Origin of the sequence: Methylobacterium sp. WL69 (assembly GCF_008039485.1) — a bacterium.
GTDB lineage: Bacteria > Pseudomonadota > Alphaproteobacteria > Rhizobiales > Beijerinckiaceae > Methylobacterium.
In genome coordinates this window covers 53,242-69,385 of record NZ_VRUZ01000008.1, presented here as the reverse complement: position 1 = coordinate 69,385, position 16,144 = coordinate 53,242, and the positions used below count along the sequence as shown (strand labels likewise).

Annotated in this window: 20 protein-coding genes; 7 read left to right on the top strand and 13 right to left on the bottom strand. The window is 70.2% G+C overall.

Annotated features, from left to right (window positions below):
* The 3 genes from FV218_RS04485 to meaB all read right to left on the bottom strand — a co-directional run bounded on the left by FV218_RS04485 (position 1) and on the right by meaB (position 2,113).
* The gene (locus tag FV218_RS04485) at positions 1 to 354 is read right to left on the bottom strand and encodes a CsbD family protein (protein WP_147708851.1); all 354 of its coding nucleotides are present in this window, start codon (positions 352 to 354) and stop codon (positions 1 to 3) included.
* Positions 355 to 425: 71 nt separating this feature from the next.
* On the bottom strand, positions 426 to 1,112 hold the full coding sequence (locus FV218_RS04480; protein ID WP_147708850.1) for a peptidase C15: 687 nt from the start codon (positions 1,110 to 1,112) through the stop codon (positions 426 to 428).
* Positions 1,109 to 2,113, bottom strand: a complete 1,005-nt coding sequence (meaB, locus tag FV218_RS04475; protein ID WP_056089175.1) for a methylmalonyl Co-A mutase-associated GTPase MeaB — start codon at positions 2,111 to 2,113, stop codon at positions 1,109 to 1,111. Before meaB ends, FV218_RS04480 begins: the two co-directional genes overlap by 4 nt.
* A gap of 253 nt (positions 2,114 to 2,366) precedes the next feature.
* Between meaB and FV218_RS04470 the strand changes: the two genes are divergently transcribed.
* Positions 2,367 to 3,407: an alpha/beta hydrolase gene (locus tag FV218_RS04470; protein WP_244474908.1), complete on the top strand. Its 1,041-nt coding sequence runs from the start codon at positions 2,367 to 2,369 to the stop codon at positions 3,405 to 3,407.
* 173 nt (positions 3,408 to 3,580) lie between these two features.
* Entirely contained in the window at positions 3,581 to 3,943 is a 363-nt protein-coding gene (locus tag FV218_RS04465; protein ID WP_056089167.1) for a hypothetical protein, read from the top strand.
* 43 nt (positions 3,944 to 3,986) lie between these two features.
* Here FV218_RS04465 and flaF read toward each other — a convergent pair whose 3' ends face one another.
* Positions 3,987 to 4,541 carry a flagellar biosynthesis regulator FlaF gene (gene flaF / locus FV218_RS23115; RefSeq protein WP_246684982.1) on the bottom strand — a complete coding sequence of 185 codons (555 nt, stop codon included), beginning with the start codon at positions 4,539 to 4,541 and terminating at the stop codon, positions 3,987 to 3,989.
* On the opposite strand from flaF, the gene FV218_RS04455 reads away from it, so the two are divergent.
* Complete coding sequence (locus FV218_RS04455) at positions 4,528 to 4,791, top strand: hypothetical protein (protein WP_056089161.1); 264 nt, start codon at positions 4,528 to 4,530, stop codon at positions 4,789 to 4,791. The genes flaF and FV218_RS04455 overlap by 14 nt on opposite strands.
* 61 nt (positions 4,792 to 4,852) lie before the next feature.
* Here FV218_RS04455 and FV218_RS22620 read toward each other — a convergent pair whose 3' ends face one another.
* From FV218_RS22620 to FV218_RS04425, 7 genes are all read right to left on the bottom strand, one after another.
* A complete protein-coding gene (locus FV218_RS22620) occupies positions 4,853 to 5,014 on the bottom strand; it encodes a hypothetical protein (RefSeq protein ID WP_187272960.1) in 162 nt (53 codons plus the stop codon).
* 91 nt (positions 5,015 to 5,105) lie between these two features.
* A complete protein-coding gene (locus FV218_RS04450) occupies positions 5,106 to 5,372 on the bottom strand; it encodes a hypothetical protein (RefSeq protein ID WP_244474960.1) in 267 nt (88 codons plus the stop codon).
* 170 nt (positions 5,373 to 5,542) lie between these two features.
* Entirely contained in the window at positions 5,543 to 6,079 is a 537-nt protein-coding gene (locus FV218_RS04445; protein WP_147708849.1) for a metallophosphoesterase, read from the bottom strand.
* Positions 6,080 to 6,094: 15 nt separating this feature from the next.
* Positions 6,095 to 7,183 (bottom strand): TonB family protein, encoded by a 1,089-nt coding sequence (locus FV218_RS04440; RefSeq protein ID WP_147708848.1) that lies wholly within the window; start codon positions 7,181 to 7,183, stop codon positions 6,095 to 6,097.
* 4 nt (positions 7,184 to 7,187) lie between these two features.
* Positions 7,188 to 7,679, bottom strand: a complete 492-nt coding sequence (gene tolR, locus FV218_RS04435) for a protein TolR (RefSeq protein WP_147708847.1) — start codon at positions 7,677 to 7,679, stop codon at positions 7,188 to 7,190.
* 158 nt (positions 7,680 to 7,837) lie between these two features.
* A complete protein-coding gene (locus FV218_RS04430) occupies positions 7,838 to 8,533 on the bottom strand; it encodes a MotA/TolQ/ExbB proton channel family protein (RefSeq protein ID WP_056089146.1) in 696 nt (231 codons plus the stop codon).
* Between the two features lie 33 nt (positions 8,534 to 8,566).
* A complete protein-coding gene (locus tag FV218_RS04425) occupies positions 8,567 to 8,965 on the bottom strand; it encodes a Tat pathway signal protein (RefSeq protein ID WP_246684987.1) in 399 nt (132 codons plus the stop codon).
* Between the two features lie 713 nt (positions 8,966 to 9,678).
* Here FV218_RS04425 and FV218_RS04420 point away from each other — a divergent pair.
* Together FV218_RS04420 and FV218_RS04415 are read left to right on the top strand one after the other, a co-directional pair.
* Positions 9,679 to 10,116, top strand: a complete 438-nt coding sequence (locus FV218_RS04420; RefSeq protein WP_056089140.1) for an Hsp20 family protein — start codon at positions 9,679 to 9,681, stop codon at positions 10,114 to 10,116.
* Between the two features lie 68 nt (positions 10,117 to 10,184).
* Positions 10,185 to 10,469 carry a DUF1150 domain-containing protein gene (locus tag FV218_RS04415; protein ID WP_056089138.1) on the top strand — a complete coding sequence of 95 codons (285 nt, stop codon included), beginning with the start codon at positions 10,185 to 10,187 and terminating at the stop codon, positions 10,467 to 10,469.
* Here the strand turns inward: FV218_RS04415 and FV218_RS04410 are convergent.
* Positions 10,456 to 11,241 carry an alpha/beta hydrolase gene (locus FV218_RS04410; protein ID WP_147708846.1) on the bottom strand — a complete coding sequence of 262 codons (786 nt, stop codon included), beginning with the start codon at positions 11,239 to 11,241 and terminating at the stop codon, positions 10,456 to 10,458. The genes FV218_RS04415 and FV218_RS04410 overlap by 14 nt on opposite strands.
* Before the next feature lie 178 nt (positions 11,242 to 11,419).
* On the opposite strand from FV218_RS04410, the gene FV218_RS04405 reads away from it, so the two are divergent.
* Positions 11,420 to 12,643: a glycosyltransferase family 4 protein gene (locus tag FV218_RS04405; RefSeq protein WP_147708845.1), complete on the top strand. Its 1,224-nt coding sequence runs from the start codon at positions 11,420 to 11,422 to the stop codon at positions 12,641 to 12,643.
* 203 nt (positions 12,644 to 12,846) lie between these two features.
* On the top strand, positions 12,847 to 13,368 hold the full coding sequence (infC, locus tag FV218_RS04400; RefSeq protein ID WP_238223988.1) for a translation initiation factor IF-3: 522 nt from the start codon (positions 12,847 to 12,849) through the stop codon (positions 13,366 to 13,368).
* Between the two features lie 325 nt (positions 13,369 to 13,693).
* On the opposite strand, the gene FV218_RS04395 is transcribed toward infC, so the two are convergent.
* Positions 13,694 to 16,033 carry a glycogen debranching N-terminal domain-containing protein gene (locus FV218_RS04395; protein WP_147708844.1) on the bottom strand — a complete coding sequence of 780 codons (2,340 nt, stop codon included), beginning with the start codon at positions 16,031 to 16,033 and terminating at the stop codon, positions 13,694 to 13,696.
* Positions 16,034 to 16,144: the final 111 nt, after the last annotated feature.

Genomic DNA, 16,144 nt, shown 5'->3' with positions numbered 1-16,144 from the left:
TCAGCGGCGGTGGAGCAGCAGAGCGAGGCCGTAGCCGACGGCACCGGCGAGCACGAGGGCGATGAAGGGATTCTCCTCCACACGCGTCTCCACCGCACGGGTGCCATCGCGAAAATAGGCGCCGCCACGGTCCTGGATCCGGTCGTAGGCGTCGCCCGCGTAGTCGCTGACATTGTCGGCGACGTCGCGCACGGTGTCCTTGGCCTGGCCGTAGGCATCCTGGGCGCGCCCCTGCGCCTCGCGGAAGCGACCCTCGACGGAATCGCCCTGCGACCCGAGGGCGTCGCCGACGGCGCCCTGCACACGGCCGCCGAGATCCTTGGCGGTTCCGACGATACGATCCGTATCGACCATGATGATTCTCCTGAGTGACGCTTCGATGCGGGTTCGGTGCCGTCGGGGCGTGGCACGCCCGCATCCGACGTTCACAGAACGCCCGAGATGGGATTGGGCACCGCACCCATCGCATTTTCCTCGATCGCCCTGTCGACACGGTGAATCGACGGTCGCGCGAGGAGCCCGCGCGCCACCGCCGCCAGGGCCGCCGCCAGGGCCTCGACGGGGGATCGGCCCCGTCGGTACGGACCGGGACGACCGGCCCGGGGCAGGGGCGGGATATGGATGAAGAGCACCGGGGCGGCTTCGGCCAGACCGCGAAAGTAGGCGGCGTTGCAGAGGTAGCGCCCGGCGTCATTCGACGCGATGGCCGGGATGCCGTTCCGGCGCAGGGTGGCGAGGGCCGGCGCGGCGGGGGTCGCGCGCCGCTCGGCCGGACCGTCCGCTGACAGGGTGAGACGGCGCGCGACGTGGCCCGAGACGTCCGGGAACAGCCGGCTCGCCCGGTTGCGGGCGCGGACCTCGACCCGGACCCGCGTGGCGCGCCGGGCGACGCCGAGCATCAGCACGGCGCCGGGCGCCTCGGCCAAAGCGGGGACGAGATGCGTCGGGATCGCGCCGTAGGCGGTGGGCAGGATGAGAAGGCGGACATCGCCCCCGGCGAGGCCGTGGCGGCGGGCGAGCGCCGCGAGGCGTCGCGCCACCACGGCACTCGGGTTGATGGGCACGCCCGGAAACGGCCCGAACCCGGTGACGAGGAGATGCTTGCCGCTCAAAGACCGATGAGGGTGGCGATGGCCTCGGCCCCGGCGGCGGGGGAGGATTCGCCGCGCGACACCCCGGCCTCGGCCTCCGCCGTCTGGCGGCGGACCTCGGCCGAGCCGACGAGGCGCTGATGCAGGCGCTCGTGGACCAGCGCCCACATCCACTTCACGTCCTGGGCGCGGCGCTTCTTGGCGATCTCGCCCGTGGCCGTGAGCCTGTTGCGGTGATCGACGACCCGCTCCCACATCCCGTCGAGGCCCTTGTTGTTGAGGCCCGAGATCGTGACCACGGGGGGCGTCCAGGTGGAGCTCGGCGCGCTCAGGATGTGGAGGGCGGCACGGTACTCCGAGGCGGCCGCGCTCGCCCGGCGCTCGCCCTCGCCGTCATCGGCCTTGTTGACGGCGATCATGTCGGCGAGTTCGATGATGCCCTTCTTGATGCCCTGCAGCTCGTCGCCGGCGCCGGGCAGCATGAGGACGAGGAAGAAGTCGGTGAGGTCGGCCACCGCCGTCTCCGACTGGCCGACGCCCACGGTCTCCACGAGGATCACGTCGAACCCCGCCGCCTCGCACAGGAGCATGGTCTCGCGGGTCTTGGCCGCGACGCCCCCGAGGGTCCCCGACGAGGGGGAGGGGCGGATGAAGGCGTTGGGATCGAGGGCGAGCCGCGCCATCCGGGTCTTGTCGCCGAGGATCGAGCCGCCCGTGCGGGTCGAGGACGGATCGACGGCGAGCACCGCCACCTTGTGGCCGGCGGCCGTGAGGTTGGCGCCCAGGGCGTCGATGGTCGTCGATTTGCCCACCCCCGGCACCCCGGTGATGCCGACGCGGATGGCCCGGCCGGTCTGCGGCAGCACCGCGGCGATGAGGTCGCGGGCCACGGCGCGGTGATCGGCGCGCTTCGATTCGGCCAACGTGATGGCGCGGGCGAGCGCCGCCCGGTCGCCGGCGAGGAGCCGGTCCCGCAGGGCGTCGATGTCGAGGGCGGGCGGCGGGGAGGAGGAGAGGGCCATCGTCACTTCTTGCCGGGCCGGCCGGCTTTCGTCGAGGGGGCGAGGCGCCGGAATGTCCAGGCGGCGCGCCGCTCGGCCGCCGCCTGACGGGGGTTCCGCTGTGGGCCGCGCGCCACAGGCGCAGCTCTGCCCGCTATTCACACGGGCCACGGCCACGTTCGTGCCCCGCCATGGTCACGATCGTCCGCGACAGGTTAGCACCACGCGACGGCCGGGTTTCCCGGCCCCTCACCGGCCAGGGCTGTCAGACCGCATGAAACGATCCATCCGGCCGACCCGTCGCAACCTCGTGCGCCTCGCCGCCCTCGTGGGGATGCTCGGCCTCGCCCCGGGACTCTCCGGCTGCGTCACCGAGGAACTCGCCACGGGTTCCTCCAGCCCCGAACGCCAATCGAACATCGACGTCAGCCCCGTGCTCCTCGTGGCCACCACCCGCAAGGTCGTCGGCAGCCCGCCGAAGAGCCCGTGGTTCAATTCCGAGCGCGGCCGGGGCCTGAGCTTCGCCGAGGTGCGCCTGTCGGCGCCCGACCGCTCGCTCATCGGCAAGGTCTCCTCCGTGGTCACCGGCGACTGGGGAGTCGCGGCGGTTCCGCAGATCGAGACGGGACCGGGGGCGGCCGGCGCCTTCGCCCAGGCCGCCTTCGGGCGCGACGTGCTGATCTACGTCCACGGCTACCGCGAGAGCTTCCAGTCGGCGGCGTTGAGCGCGGCCAAGCTCTCCGACGGCATCCGCTTCCGCGGCGCCTCGGCCCTGTTCACCTGGCCCTCGGCCGCCGCCACCTTCGATTACGGCTACGACCGCGAGAGCGCCCTGTGGTCGCGCGACGCCTTCGAGGACCTGTTGAAGGCCCTGGCGAACTCGCCGTCCGGCGGCCGCATCAACATCGTCGCCCATTCCATGGGCACGCTGCTGACCCTCGAGACCCTGCGCATGCTGCGGGCCGAAGCCGGGGAGGGCGCCATGGCGCGCATCGGCGCCGTGGTGCTGGCCGCACCCGACATCGACATCGACCTGTTCACGAGCGCCATCGAGCGCATGGGGCCGGACGTGAAGAAGGTCACGGTGATCTCGTCCACCAACGACCGGGCGCTGGAACTCTCGGGCGCCATCGCGGGCGGCATCGTCCGGGCGGGCGCCGCGGACCGCGAGCGCCTGGAGGCCCTCGGCGTCCGCGTCGCCGACGCCTCCGATTACGGCGGCGGTCTCATCAACCACGACCTGTTCCTGTCGAATCCGGAAGTTCAGGGCGTGGTGAAGCGCGCCATCAGCCGGGGCGCCGGCGGGGGCAGCTGAACCGCGTCCGGGCGTTCCCACGCGGGATGGCGTCCGGGGTGGGGCTTGGCGCGCAGGCCGTTGCCCCCTACACGGGCGGCGGCCCCCATACGGCCAATCAGATCCAAGGGCGGCGTCCCCCGGCGCCGTACAGCCGGCGCGTCCAGCGCAACGACGTTCGAGAGGAATTCGCGATGTTCACACTCGAGATCGATGGCGTGGCCATCGCCGTCATCAACGGCTCCGAGGAGGTCGCCCGCGATCTCTTCACCTGCGACGGCTTCAAGGACGACATCCAGGCCATGAAGAGCGACGGCAAGGTGCTGTGGAACGGCACCTCCCCGCTCAAGATCCGTCCCGCCACCGAGGAGGAGACGGAGATCTTCGAGGACGCCCTGGCCGAGGACGATTCGGAGGAGGACGAGCCCTTCGAGCCGGATGCCCGCCATGCCGAGACCGCCTCGAACGACGACGAGGAAGAGGACGAGGATGGCGAGGACGACGCCGACATCGTCTTCCTCGTGGATATCGACGAGGATGCGGGACTCGATTCCTGAGGCTGTCGAAACACTCCTCCCCGTGCGGGGAGGAGTGCGCCCGTCAGGTCCGCAAGCCGGCGGCGATGTTGTGGTTGATGCTGATCAGGGCCGTGAGCTTGTCGGAGCTCGGTTCGATCAAGGTGTCGATCATCCGGCGGAAGACGAAGACCGACAGCTGTGCGATGCTGGTCTTGATCGGTTCCGGCAGGGGGCTCTCGGGAGCCGTGGCGGCGCCGGCGATGATCGTCCAGACCTTTTGATTGAAGTTGAGCGCCTCGGCCAGCGCACCCTTCTGATTTTCCCAATCGGCCTGCACGGTCTGGAGGCGCGTGGCGGCCTTGATCAGGACGGCGGCCTCCGCTTCGCGCGGCGACATGGCCGTCTGTGACACCCTGGCATAGGCGCTGGCCCCGTATGACATTCCGCGTTCTCCCCAGGCGCTGCGACTCGTATGTCGCGCGGCCGGAAGAAACCTATCGGGCGTATCCTTAAGAGACCGTAATCCGGCGTCCGCCGCAATCATGCCGAGAAGCTTGACCAGGAAAGGACCGTCGATCGCGGGCCGGCCTCTGTCCGCACGCCGATCGCGGGACTCCGCACGCATGACGAACTTCATCCTCGGTACGGTCGCGGGGGCATTGCTGGCCGCTCTGCTCACCATCGTCGCCGTGCGCCAGCCCGAGATCCAATCGCGGCTCGGGCTGTTCCCGATCTCCACCGCGCCGATCCTGCCGGCGGCCCGCACACCCGATCCTGTGGCGGAGGCGCGGGCGAAGACTCAGGCGGCCTGTCGAACCAGTCAGTCAGAGGTGGGCAACTTCGACATGCTGTTCAATCGAAAGCGGTTCTGGCTTGTGGCGCCGTGAGCCCCATCGTCGGCCACGCCGCCGATCGAACGCCATCGACGGACCGATAGATTGGCAGGTCTCAGACGCTGCTGAGCAGAAACATCACCATGGTGGTGGCGACCGTGGTGCTGAGGAAGCCGCACAGGGCCGCGGCGAAGGACGGACCGGTGGCGCCCAGGGCGCTAGAACCGAGGACGGTGTCGGCGAGGGCGACGTTGGACTGCGTGGCGGTGGCGTTCATGATCGTGGACCTTCAGGGCAGCGAATCACGCGCCGCTTGTTCAGACTTGTGAAACGAATGGCTTCAGGCAGGTGTGCGTGGCCGCACCCGTTCAGTCGCAGCGGTTGACCTTCTTGGCGACGCGCAGATTCCGCGACTCGCTGCGCAGATCGATGGCGACGACACCGGCGCCGCAATCTTCGAATGCGTCACGGGCGTCGGCATAGCGGTCGCCGATCTCGTCGAGGGTTTCGCAGACGCGGTCGTGGTTGCCGATCCGGGCTTCCTGGCGGGCCTGGAATCGCAGGGCGTTGGCCTCTTCGACCTTGCGCTGGCCCTCGAAACAGGCCGGCGCAGCGAGGGCCGGCGCTGCGATCATCAGGGTAAACCCGCTGGCGAGGAGCGTGGGAAACAGAGCGTGGCGCATGGGATACCTCGGCGGCTGACGTCTCGAGGAACGGGGTGTGTGCAAGATGACGATCGGACCGTTCCGAGGTTCCGGAGGGGGTCGGCCAGTCATCCTGCGTTCATGCCCCAAGAACCCTCGACCTACGGCGAAGGTTCCGCTTTTCGGTTGCCCACTTTCCGGGCGCGGCGGGAGGCGAGGATCCTCGGCAGATCCACGGGCGTAAAGCCCTGCGCATCGACACCGACATCGTATTGCTTCGGGATGGGGGTCAGCTTGGCGTGCGAATGGCCGTGCAGGTCGAGGGCGCCCCGGCCCATCCCGTTCCAGGTGCGGAAGGCGTAGTGGCACAATACGAGGGGGCGGCCGTCGACGGCGATCTCGGCGTAGTGTCCGACGCTGGCCCAGCCCGGGGCCGCGCACGTCTCCGGACCGTCGTTGTTGCCGACGATGAGGTGCTTCGTGCCGTTGAGCGACCCGAGGATCTCGGCGATCCGGGCCGCCGTCGGCCGCAGGGCGACGTCGCCGAGATGCCAGACCGTGTCGCCGGGCAGGACGACGGCATTCCAGTTGGCGACGAGCGCCGCGTCGTGCGCAGGCAGATCGGGATAGGGGCGCCGGTCGATCCGCAGCACGCGCGGATCGGTGAAGTGGGTGTCGCTGGTGAACCAGACCGTCATTGGGCGGCGTTCGCCTCAGCGGCCGGGGCTGAAGCGCAGGGGCACGGTGACGGCGAGGCTGCTGATGGTGACGCCCGCAGGTGCGGCCGGCAGGGAGCCCCGCACGGTGGCGAGGGCGGCGCTGTCGATGGCGCCGACGCCGCTGCTGCTGGAGAGGCCCGAGCTCAGCACCTGACCGGACCGCGACACGGTGAACCGAACGACGGCGACGCCGCCGCTGGTGCCCGCCGCCGCGCCGGCGTTCATGCGACCACGGATCGCCGAGCTGAGCGCGCCCTGCCAGGCGCGGAGCGCGTTGGCATCGTTGCCGCCGGCGGCGGCACCCGCGCTGCTCTGGCGCGAGGCCGAGGCCGAGTTCTGCCGGGCGGTGCCTTCGCTCGCCGCCGCGGCGGCGCGGCGCGCGGTTTCGCGGGCCGCCTTGGCACGGGCCTCGGCCCGGGCTTCCTGAAGCGCCTCGCGGCGCTCCTCCTGCTCCGCCTTCAGCCGCGCCTCGCGGTCGGCCTTGCGCTTGGCTTCGCGCCGCGCCTCGAGAATCTTGGCCTGGTCGGGCTTCGGCTTGACCACCTCGACGGGCTTGGGCAACTCCTGCGCCGCAACGGGCGGGGGCGGCGCCAGGGCCGGCGCGGTCTCGGCCGTCGAGGTGATGACCTGATCCTCGGGCGGCGGTTCGTTCGCCACCTCGACGGGGGGCGTCGGCGGAGCCTCCGGCGGCTCGGCCGTGGTCGTCGCCTCGGGGGCGATCATCGCCGTGTCCGGCGGGGGCGGCGCCGTCGCCTCGGGCGGCGTCACCTCCGTGGTCTCGATCGGCTTTTCCTGCTGCACCGTCTCGGGCGTCTGGACCGGATTGGCCTCGGGCGGCGCCGACATCGACGCGGCCTGCTCGGCCGGCGCCTGGGTCTCGGCCTCCGTCATCTGCGGCGCGAGGTCGACGGTGACGATGTTCTCGCCCGGGGGCGCCTTGGGCTCCGGCTGGAACAGCGTGAGGGCGATGAGCCCGGCCGCGTGCAGGCCGAGGGCGACGAGGAAGGCGGCGGCAAGCCCGGAGGGGCCGCGCCGATCCGGATCACCGGTCGATGCAGGGACGCTTACAGGACTGGCGCTCATGGGACTATTGGGCCGTACCGGACGCGGGGGTCGCGGCGGCAGGCGCCGCGGCCGGGGCGCCGCCGGGCGACTGGGCGATGAGCGAGACCTTGGTGAAGCCCGCCTGCCCGACGAGGCCCATCACCTCCATGATCTTGCCGTAGGGCACGTCGCGGTCGCCGCGCACCAGCATCACCTGGGTCGGGTCCTCGGCGGCGAGCGCCCGCAGGCGCGGCATGATCGCCTCGGGCGTCAGCTCCTCCTTGGCGAGGTAGGGCTTGCCGTCCTTGTCGATGGAGATCTCCAGGGGCTTCTTGGCCTGGGCGACCTTCTGGGCCGTGGTCTTGGGGAGCTGCACCGGCACGCCCGTGGTCATCAGCGGGGCGGCGACCATGAAGATGATCAGCAGCACCAGCATCACGTCGACCAGGGGGGTCACGTTCATCTCCGACATCGGCGCGCCGTCGAGGCCGTCCTCGTCGTCGCCGCCACCGGTGCGGATCGATCCCATAGCCATGCGTCGCCCTCCGGGGCTTCGGGCGGGCCGGCGCATGACCGGCGCCGCGTCCCGCGAAACAAGGAAAATTGGTCCGGAACCGCCCGGCGCTGCCGGCCGGTCTTCCGGCGTTCCAAAGCCCGCCTCGCCCGCGTGGGGCGAGCCGGCCGTGGGGGACTCTACTCGGCGGCGGCGGCGGCCCGGCCGTGAACCGCGCGGTCGCGGGCCAGACGGTTGCCGAGGGTGCCGATGGAGGTGACGAAGCTCGCCTGCACCCGGCCGATGTCGTTGATGAGCTTGTTGTAGGCCATCACGGCGGGGATCGCGACCACGAGGCCGATGGCCGTGGCGAACAGGGCCTCGGCGATGCCCGGAGCCACGACGGCGAGCGACGTATCCTGGCTTTTCGCGATGGACGAGAACGAATTCATGATGCCCCAGACCGTGCCGAACAGCCCGATGAAGGGGGCGGTGGAGCCCGAGGTGGCCAGGAGCGGCAGGCCGGTCTGCATGGATTTCAGGCGCGTGGTGAGGGCGGCCCGCATGGCGCGCTCGATGCGGTCACGGCGCTCGGCCCGGGTCTCGGTGCTGTCCTGATCGCGCCACGCTTCGATGGCGGCCGCCGTGATCTGCGCGTCCATGCCCTTGCCGGACGATTCGAGGGACCCGCCGGAGCGCACCAGGGTGTCGAAGGCCTTCGCCTGACGCTTGGCGGCGGCAATGCGGATGATCTTCTCGAACACCACCGTCCAGCAGGCGATGGAGGCGACCACGAGCAGGATCATCACCGACTTCACGATGGGATCGGCCTGGAGGAACAGGCCGAGGAACGACATGTCGTGGGAGACGCCTGCGGGCGCGGCGGTCGGATCCATGATGGTGTCTCTCGGGTTCGGTGACGATACGGATCAGCGGACGAAGGGAGCGGAAGCCTTGCTCTCGGTCTCGATGCGCTCGAGGCAGGCCTCGCGGCTCGCCTCCCCGCCCTCGCAGGCGAGGACGTCGTTGAGGAGCACCCGGCCGATCTTCGCGCAGGCGAGGGCCGGGAAGTCGAACAGGCGGACCGTGGTCTTGCGGTCCTGCACGGGGCCGAGCTCGACGGCGAGGCGCTTCTGGGCGACGCCGTCCGTGTCGAAGGCGAACAGGTCGACCTTGAGGGATTTCAGGGCCGGGCCGCGACTGTTGTCGACGAGCAGATAGGTCCGGCAGGACTCGCCAGCGGGCTCCAGGCGATTGAGTTCGAGCTTGAGGGGGGTAGCCTTGGTGTCCGAAGCCCTGGTGTCTGAAGCCTTGCCGTCCTGCGCCATCGCCGAGCCCGCGATGGCCGCCAGCACGACTGCGGCGCCCATGGACACCGTCATGGCCGCCCGCACCCGTCCCTGAAGCCGTTCCCTGACCACGCCGCGCACTCCATCCATGACGATTCCGTTTCCTCAACGATGGCGGCAGCGCCGCGTCGGGCCGGTCCTTGCGGACGTGTGGTCCGGGCGAGCGGGTCGGCGCACCCGGTCGTCGAGACCCATGGGCTCACGCCATCCCGGGGGATACGCGAACTGGTACGGCGCCGGCCGGTAAGCCCGCGTGATCCGCTCAGCAGTTGCGGTCGCAATATCCGAGTTCGCCGCCGCAGATCAAGCGCGGGGCTGAATATCAGAGTAATTCCAAACTGTTACTCTGGAAGATTACATGGCCGCGCTTCCGGCTTTGCCGATTTATCCCGATATAATTTTCCGAAATTGCCTGGTGTCGTGAACGCCAGGGGGCCGCGTCCATCTCCCGATGAAGGTGGGGACACACGCGGTTCGGCGCGGTGGAACCGGGGGACGGACGGGGCCAAAACCCCCTTGATCGGCAAGCCCTTGATGGGGCTCGCCCCGGGCTCCATATCCGTTGAACCGGCGGGCGACCGTCGGCACCGATGGGCGACCGTCGGCGGGAGCGCTGCCTCGGGCGGGCTCTCCGACCACACCGAAGTGCCTCTCCACCGTCCCCGGGGCTTCGATTCCAAGGACCTCCATCCGTGACCACACGGCCCTCTCCGTTCGGACATCCGTTCCTGCTCGGCTTCGACGAGATCGAACAGGCCCTCGACCGCGTCTCGAAGGCAGCCAGCGACGGGTATCCGCCCTACAACATCGAGCGGGTCGCCCGCAGCGAGCAGGAGCCCGAGCGCCTGCGCATCACCCTGGCGGTGGCGGGCTTCACCCGCGACCAGCTCGACGTGATGCTGGAGGAGAACCAGCTCGTCGTGCGCGGCCGGCAGGTGGACGAGAAAACGCGCCAGTTCCTCCACCGCGGCATCGCGGCACGTCAGTTCCAGCGGGCCTTTCTCCTTGCGGACGGCATGGAGGTGATGGGCGCGGACCTCTCCAACGGCCTGCTCTCCATCGATCTGACCCGGCCCGAGCCCGAACGGGTCGTGCGCAAGATCGCCATCGCATCCCGCGACGACGTCTGACGGGACGTCCGCAGCTTCACCCGGGTCGGGACAGTCCCGACCACGCTCTGCCAGAAGGAGAGCCGACCATGACCGCATTCAGCCAGAACCCCATCACCGGCGCCGATCTCGATCCGGCCGAGTTCAACGCCGCCGACCTCGCCGCCCTCGGCGAAGGCCACATCGCCTATGTCCGCGCCATGAGTTCTGACGAGGTCACCCGCCTGTTCCCGCAGGCGCCGGAACTGACGCCCGGCCTCGACCTGTTCGCCCTGCTCTCGGCCAGCGGCGCGCCGATCCTCCTCGCCGATTCCCGCGACGCCGTGGTGGCCAACGCCATGGCCAACGATCTCCACACGGTCAGCCTGCACTGATCCCGGTCACCGCCGCCAGCAGCCGCGCGAGATCCTGCGGCCGCGACAGGCGGTGGTCGCCGTCGGCAACGAGGGTCAGCACCGTGCCGGCCTTCGGCAGCCGTTCGACGATCCGCAGGGCGTAGGACCACGGCACGTCCGGGTCGTCCATGCCCTGGAGGATGTGGACGGGGCAGCCCGGATCGAACGCCCGATCCAGCATGCCGTGCCGGCGCCCGTCCTCGATGAGGGCGCGGGTGATCGGCACCGGCACGGGGTCGTACTCGCTCGGGCGCGCCCAGACTCCCTCCCGCTCGATGGTGGCCCGAATCTCCGGCGTGAACCGGGCCCACATCAGGTCCTCGGTGAAATCGAGGGCCGGGGCGATGAGCACGAGGCCCGAAGGGGAATCTTCGCCCCGCGCGGCCCGCTCGCGCGCGGCGAGGCAGGCGATCCATCCGCCCATGGACGATCCGACGAGGAGGGGGCCCTCCGGGGCGAACGCCGCGATCACGGCGCATGCGTCTTCCAACCAGGTCGAAATGGTGGATCGGGCGAAATCGCCGCCCGATTCCCCGTGGCCCGTATAGTCGAACCGCACCAGGGCGCGACCGGTCTCGCGGGCCCAGCCGTCCAGGGCTTCGGCCTTGGTGGCGCGCATGTCGGAGCGGAAGCCTCCGAGCCAGACCACGGGCGGTCCCTCGCCGGCGCGGTGGAGCACGGCGAGACGCCGTGTCGCGTCTCCGCTTCCCACTTCGAGGAAGGTCGGAGCCTCGTCGAGCGGCATCGGCATCGGTTTATCCCCGGAGTTACGAACCATCGCATTGCGTCCGTCGCATTTGCCTTTCGTTTACCGGGCCGTAAAGCACCCCGCCCATGCTGCATCCCATGACCGAGACGCCCGACGGACGCTCCCGACCCCGCTCCGAACCCTCAGGCCCCCTCGCGGGACCGAATCGCGGAGCCGCGTCGTGACCGGCGAGCATCGCGGCGGCGGAACGTTCCCGGGGGAGGGCGCTCCGCTCGCGGGCCGGACCATCCTGCAGGTGATCCCGGCCCTCGACGCGGGTGGGGCCGAGCGCACCACCGTGGATGTGGCCGCGGCCCTCGCGGCGGCGGGCGCGCGGGCCCTCGTCGCCACGGAGGGCGGGCGACTGGTGGGCGAGCTGCAGGCCAAGGGCGGCATCTGGCTGCCGTTCCCGGCCGCCTCGAAGAACCCCGTCGCCATGGCCCTCAACATCGGGCGCCTGGCGCGCCTGTGCCGGCGCGAGGGGGTGCAGATCATCCACGCCCGCTCGCGCGCCCCGGCCTGGGTGGCCCTGGGGGCCGCGCGCCGCCTGAAACTCCCCTTCGTCACCACCTATCACGGCAGCTATTCCGGCCGCACCGGCGTGAAGGTGCTGTACAATTCGGTCATGGCGCGCGGCGACGTGGTCATCGCCAACTCGCACTACACCGCCGACCTGATCCGTGCGCTCCATCCCGAGCAGGCGGGCGACCGCGTCCGGGTGATCCACCGGGGCACGGACCTCGCCCTGTTCACGCCCGGCGCCGTGGCGCCGGCCCGGGTCGAGGCCCTGCGCCGGGCCTGGGGGGTGACCCCGCACGAGCGGGTGGTGCTCCTGGCCGCCCGCCTCACCGCGTGGAAGGGCCAGCGGGTGCTCATCGAGGCGGCCGCCCTCATGCGCGACCGGGGCGTCTCGGGCGTCGCCATCGTCCTTGCGGGCGATCCGCAGGGGCGCGTCGCCTACGAACGCGAACTCGACGCCCTCATCGCCGCGCGCGGCCTGCAGGGCATCGTCCACCGGGTCGGGCACTGTACCGACATGCCGGCGGCCTTCCGCGCCGCCTCCGTGGTCGCGGTGCCCTCCGTCGAGCCGGAAGCCTTCGGCCGCTCGGCGGTGGAGGCGCAGGCTTTGGGCACCCCCGTGGTGGTGTCGGACCTCGGCGCCGTGCCCGAGACCGTCCTGGCCCCGCCGGAGGTGCCGGCGGGCCAGCGCACGGGCTGGCGCGTGGCCCCGGGCAACGCCGCCGCCCTGGCGGACGCCCTGACGGACGCGCTGTCGCTCGGCGCCTCCGCACGGGACGCCATGACCCGGCGCGGCCGGGCGCACGTGGAGGCGCACTTTTCCCTGGAGGGCATGGTCGGCGACACCCTCGACGTGTACGCCGACCTCCTGGCCGGGCGCCGGTGACGGCCCCGGACCTGTTCCGAAACGCGGGCGGCGTGAACCAAACCCGCCCGCGTGTGTTGACTTGAACGAAAGTTCAGCCAAGGTATCGGGCCGGATTCCGGAGCGATTGGTGGCCAGGATCGACCCCGAGGGGTGTGGGTTCGCAGGCTGCCGTTTCGTCGTTTCATCAGGAGATTGAAGCCATTCGTAGACCTATGAGAGCTATGCCGGCCCCGCAGAAGGACGGGCCGCGCGCCAACCGGGACATCCGTGGCGTTCGCGAAGTGCAGCTCATCGACGACACCGGTCAGAACCGGGGTGTGGTCGCCTTCTTCGACGCCCTCGCGTTGGCCGAGGAAGCCGGCCTCGACCTCGTCGAGATCGCGCCCAACTCCGTTCCTCCCGTCTGCAAGCTCCTCGATTACGGCCGCTTCCGCTTCAACGAGCAGAAGAAGCAGAACGAGGCCCGCAAGAAGCAGAAGACGGTCGAGGTCAAGGAGATCAAGCTGCGGCCCGGCATCGACAAGCACGACTACGACACCAAGATGAAGGCCGTGGTGCGGTTCTTCGAGGAGGGCGACAAGGTCAAGGTGACCCTGCGCTTCCGCGGTCGTGAGATGGCCCACCAGGATATCGGCCTGCGCCTGCTCGAGCGGGTGAAGAACGAGACCCAGGAGATCGCCAAGGTGGAGAGCGAGCCGATGCTCGAGGGCCGCCAGATGATCATGATCCTGGCGCCGCGCTGAGCACGACGCCAGTTCGGGCAAGACGATCCGCGCCGCTTTCCCCCGGGGAAGGCGGCGTTTTTCGTGGTCGATCCCAGTGCGGATGCACGGGGCCCCTCCCCACGAGGCAGGGCGATCGCATATGGCGTTTGGGGGCGTTGGAGACTCCCGCAACGCTTCGTCATCCCGGGGCCGCGCAGCGGAACCCGGGACCCAGAAACACTGGTCTGGCAAGGCTTTGCGCTATCGGCGGCTCTGGATTCCGGGTTCGCCTGCAGCGCCCCGGAATGACACCGGCGGTCATATGCGATCGCCCTCCCCGCGAGGGGAGGGGGGATGAGCGTCCCTACTTCACCACCGAAACCTGCGCGTCGCCCGTCCGCCGCAGGACGTTCACCGTGACGTCGCCGCCGTAGCGCTGGAAGCGCAGGTCCACCCGCGAGTCGCCGAGCTTCAGGTTGAAGATCGAGACCCCGTCGAGGAAGGCCGGCAGGGTCGGGTTCTTCAGGCGGATGCGGTTGCGGTCGTGCTGGAGTTCGAGGCCGATGCAGGCGGCGAGGAACGCGAAGGGGGCCGCCGCCGCCCAGGCCTGGGGGGAGCACGCCACCGGGTAGGAGACCGGCCCGCGCTGATGGCGGCGCATGAAGCCGCAGAACAGCTCCGGCAGGCGCTTCTGGTCCTGGTAGAGGGCGGTGTCGAACATGCCCTCGAAGATCCGCGAGGCCTCGGGCTTCAGGTCGTAGCGGGCGAGCCCCATGGCCACGAGGGCGTTGTCGTGCGGCCAGATCGAGCCGTTGTGGTACGACATCGGATTGTAGCGCGCCTCGCCGCGCGCGATGGTGCGCACGCCCCAGCCGTTGAACCCGTCCTTGGACAGGAGGTTGGCGGCGACGCTTGGCGCGCGCTCCGGCAGGGCGATGCCGGTGAACAGGGCGTGGCCGGCATTGGACGAGCGCACGGCGCATTGCCGCTTCTCGCCGTCGAGGGCCAGGGCGTAGGTGCCGATGGCCTCGCACCAGAACGCCGTGTCGAAATCGGCCCGCAGCTTGGTGGCCTCCGCGCCGAGGCGCTCGGCCAGGGCATCGTGGCCGAGCAGGGTGGCGAGGGTCGCCATGCCGTTCTTGGCGGCATAGACGTAGCCCTGGACCTCGCACAGGGCGATGGGGCCCTTGGCGAGGTTCCCGTCCGTGTGGAAGATCGAATCGTGGCTGTCCTTCCAGCCCTGGTTCTCCAGGCCCTTGTCGGTGTCGCGGGCGTACTCGACGAAGCCGTCGCCGTCCCGGTCGCCGTACTTGTTCATCCATTCGAGCGCCAGTTCGAGGGCCGGCCAGATCCGCTCGATGGTCTCCCGGTCGCCGGTGACCGCGTAGTACTCCGAGGCCAGCATGACGAAGAGCGGCGTGCCGTCGATGGTGCCGTAATAGTGCCGGAACGGCACCTCGCCGAGCATCGCCATCTCGCCGCGCCGGGTCTCGTGCAGCACCTTGCCGGGCTGGGCGTCGGCGGCGGGATCGATGGCCTTGGCCTGGGTCGAGGCGAGGTAGCGCAGGACGCCCTTGGCGAAGTTCGGGTCGATCCACAGGGCCATCATCGCCGTGATGATGCCGTCGCGGCCGAACACCGTGGAGTACCAGGGGATGCCGGCGAACGGGTAGATGCCCTCCGGGGTCCGGCTCGCCAGCATGTAGAGGTCGGCAGTGGCGCGGCAGGCGGCCTCGTTGAACTGGTCGTTGGACGAGATGATGGTGGTGATGCCGGCCGTGAGCTGGCGCAGGTCCCGGCGCGAATCACGGTACGCGCGGGCGAAGATCACGCCCTCGGCCAGGCCCTTGGGATGGCGGGCCGTGGCCGAGGAGCCGGCGGCGTGCGACAGGCCGGCGGCGGCGTCCTCGCCGACCTTCTCGGCGGCCGGCGCGCTGGTGAAGGCCCGGTGCGATTCGAACACCGTGCGGATGAACAGGGAGGCCCGTCCGCCCGGCGGCAGGGAGACCTCGAAGCCGACCTTGCCCGGCTCGATGTGCTTCGGCTTCGGGCCGAAATGCAGGCTCGTGGTCCGCACCACCTCGTCGAGGCCGACGTAGCGGAACTGGACCTCGGACTCGCTCGCGACCTGGACGCTGCGCTTGCCCCGCACCGGCCGGTCCATGCCCCGGACCTCGAACAGATCGCGGAAATCGGCGTCGAAGGTCACGCCGATCTTGAGGTTCCAATGGCGCGAATCGTAGTTGCGCAGGCCGATTCGGTCGTAGCACGCCCCCTTGAACAGGAACTTGGTGCGCTCGATGGCGATGAGCTCACGCGGGATCGTGGTCTCGTCGTGGGCGTCGATGCGGATGTCGGGGGTCGTCATGTCGACGCTCAGCGCCCCGTTGTCGTCCTGCATCACCGAGGACAGGAGCAGGGGGCGCTGATCCTCGATGGTGAAATGCAGGCGCGACAGGTAGCGCGTGTCCTGGAAATACAGGCCCTCGGGGCCGGGCAGCACGCCGATATCGCCGTAGCTGTCCAGCACCGCGAAGGCCTCGCCGTACTTCAGCGAGCGCAGGGGCCGCTCGACCAGGGAGGTGTGGGCCTCGATATGGTACTGGGGCAGGACCGCGTCGGCATCCTGAAAGCCATGGTTCAGCGGCCCGTCCGTCGTGCCGGGTGCCTGTTCGGGAGTCGCCGTGAAACTGTCAGCCGCCATGCCCGAGCGTCTCCGGAATGTTCGAGGGATGTTTTCGCGAGTCGAGGATCGCGATGGGTCTGGAATCGAAAGGCCGCCCGTCGCGGCATGCGATGCGGGCGGCCTTCAGGG